Annotated in this window: 1 rRNA gene; it reads left to right on the top strand. The window is 53.1% G+C overall.

The window, feature by feature from the left end:
* Positions 1-2,584, top strand: a 23S ribosomal RNA gene (locus CWO92_RS24815); the annotation flags it as partial.

Here is a 2,584-nt window from a genome sequence, read left to right on the forward strand (position 1 = left end):
AACCCTGTAGTTGAAACTTCGTTCCCTCCTGAGTGGATCCTGAGTACGGCGGGACACGTGAAATCCCGTCGGAAGCAGGGAGGACCATCTCCCAAGGCTAAATACTCCCTAGTGACCGATAGTGAACCAGTACCGTGAGGGAAAGGTGAAAAGCACCCCGGGAGGGGAGTGAAAGAGAACCTGAAACCGTGTGCCTACAAGTAGTTAGAGCCCGTTAATGGGTGATAGCGTGCCTTTTGTAGAATGAACCGGCGAGTTACGATTTCATGCAAGGTTAAGCTGATGAGGCGGAGCCGCAGCGAAAGCGAGTCTGAATAGGGCGAAAGAGTATGAGGTCGTAGACCCGAAACCAGGTGATCTACCCATGTCCAGGGTGAAGGTAAGGTAACACTTACTGGAGGCCCGAACCCACGCACGTTGAAAAGTGCGGGGATGAGGTGTGGGTAGCGGAGAAATTCCAATCGAACTTGGAGATAGCTGGTTCTCTCCGAAATAGCTTTAGGGCTAGCCTCAAGATGAGAGTATTGGAGGTAGAGCACTGTTTGGACTAGGGGCCCTCATCGGGTTACCGAATTCAGACAAACTCCGAATGCCAAATACTTATGCTTGGGAGTCAGACTGCGAGTGATAAGATCCGTAGTCAAAAGGGAAACAGCCCAGACCACCAGCTAAGGTCCCAAAGTATACGTTAAGTGGAAAAGGATGTGGAGTTGCTTAGACAACCAGGATGTTGGCTTAGAAGCAGCCACCATTTAAAGAGTGCGTAATAGCTCACTGGTCGAGTGACTCTGCGCCGAAAATGTACCGGGGCTAAACGTATCACCGAAGCTGTGGATGGACATGTTGATGCATATTTTCCTTTGGAAAAATGCCGTGTCCGTGGTAGGAGAGCGTTCTAAGGGCGTTGAAGCTAGACCGAAAGGACTGGTGGAGCGCTTAGAAGTGAGAATGCCGGTATGAGTAGCGAAAGAAGGGTGAGAATCCCTTCCACCGAATGCCTAAGGTTTCCTGAGGAAGGCTCGTCCGCTCAGGGTTAGTCGGGACCTAAGCCGAGGCCGAAAGGCGTAGGCGATGGACAACAGGTTGATATTCCTGTACCACCTCTTCACCGTTTGAACGATGGGGGGACGCAGGAGGATAGGGTAAGCGCGCTGCTGGTTATGCGCGTCCAAGCAGTTAGGCTGGTTACGAGGCAAATCCCGTAACCGTGAAGGCGGAGCTGTGATGGCGAGGGAAATATAGTACCGAAGTTCCTGATTCCACACTGCCAAGAAAATCCTCTAGTGAGGTGAAAGGTGCCCGTACCGCAAACCGACACAGGTAGGCGAGGAGAGAATCCTAAGGTGAGCGAGAGAACTCTCGTTAAGGAACTCGGCAAAATGACCCCGTAACTTCGGGAGAAGGGGTGCTCTGGTAGGGTGCAAGCCCGAGAGAGCCGCAGTGAATAGGCCCAGGCGACTGTTTAGCAAAAACACAGGTCTCTGCGAAGCCGCAAGGCGAAGTATAGGGGCTGACGCCTGCCCGGTGCTGGAAGGTTAAGAGGAGGGGTTAGCGTAAGCGAAGCTCTGAATTGAAGCCCCAGTAAACGGCGGCCGTAACTATAACGGTCCTAAGGTAGCGAAATTCCTTGTCAGGTAAGTTCTGACCCGCACGAAAGGCGTAACGATCTGGGCACTGTCTCAACGAGAGACTCGGTGAAATTATAGTACCTGTGAAGATGCAGGTTACCCGCGACAGGACGGAAAGACCCCGTGGAGCTTTACTGCAGCTTGATATTGAATTTTGGTACAGCTTGTACAGGATAGGTAGGAGCCTTTGAAGCCGGAGCGCCAGCTTCGGTGGAGGCGTCGGTGGGATACTACCCTGGCTGTATTGAAATTCTAACCCGCACCCCTTATCGGGGTGGGAGACAGTGTCAGGCAGGCAGTTTGACTGGGGCGGTCGCCTCCTAAAGAGTAACGGAGGCGCCCAAAGGTTCCCTCAGAATGGTTGGAAATCATTCGCAGAGTGTAAAGGCACAAGGGAGCTTGACTGCGAGACCTACAAGTCGAGCAGGGACGAAAGTCGGGCTTAGTGATCCGGTGGTTCCGCATGGAAGGGCCATCGCTCAACGGATAAAAGCTACCCCGGGGATAACAGGCTTATCTCCCCCAAGAGTCCACATCGACGGGGAGGTTTGGCACCTCGATGTCGGCTCATCGCATCCTGGGGCTGTAGTCGGTCCCAAGGGTTGGGCTGTTCGCCCATTAAAGCGGTACGCGAGCTGGGTTCAGAACGTCGTGAGACAGTTCGGTCCCTATCCGTCGTGGGCGTAGGAAATTTGAGAGGAGCTGTCCTTAGTACGAGAGGACCGGGATGGACGCACCGCTGGTGTACCAGTTGTCTTGCCAAAGGCATCGCTGGGTAGCTATGTGCGGAAGGGATAAGTGCTGAAAGCATCTAAGCATGAAGCCCCCCTCAAGATGAGATTTCCCATAGCGCAAGCTAGTAAGATCCCTGAAAGATGATCAGGTTGATAGGTTCGAGGTGGAAGTGTGGCGACACATGGAGCTGACGAATACTAATCGATCGAGGACTTAACCAA

Origin of the sequence: Heyndrickxia camelliae, from assembly GCF_002844575.1 — a bacterium.
GTDB classification, from domain to species: Bacteria; Bacillota; Bacilli; order Bacillales; family Bacillaceae_C; genus Margalitia; species Margalitia camelliae.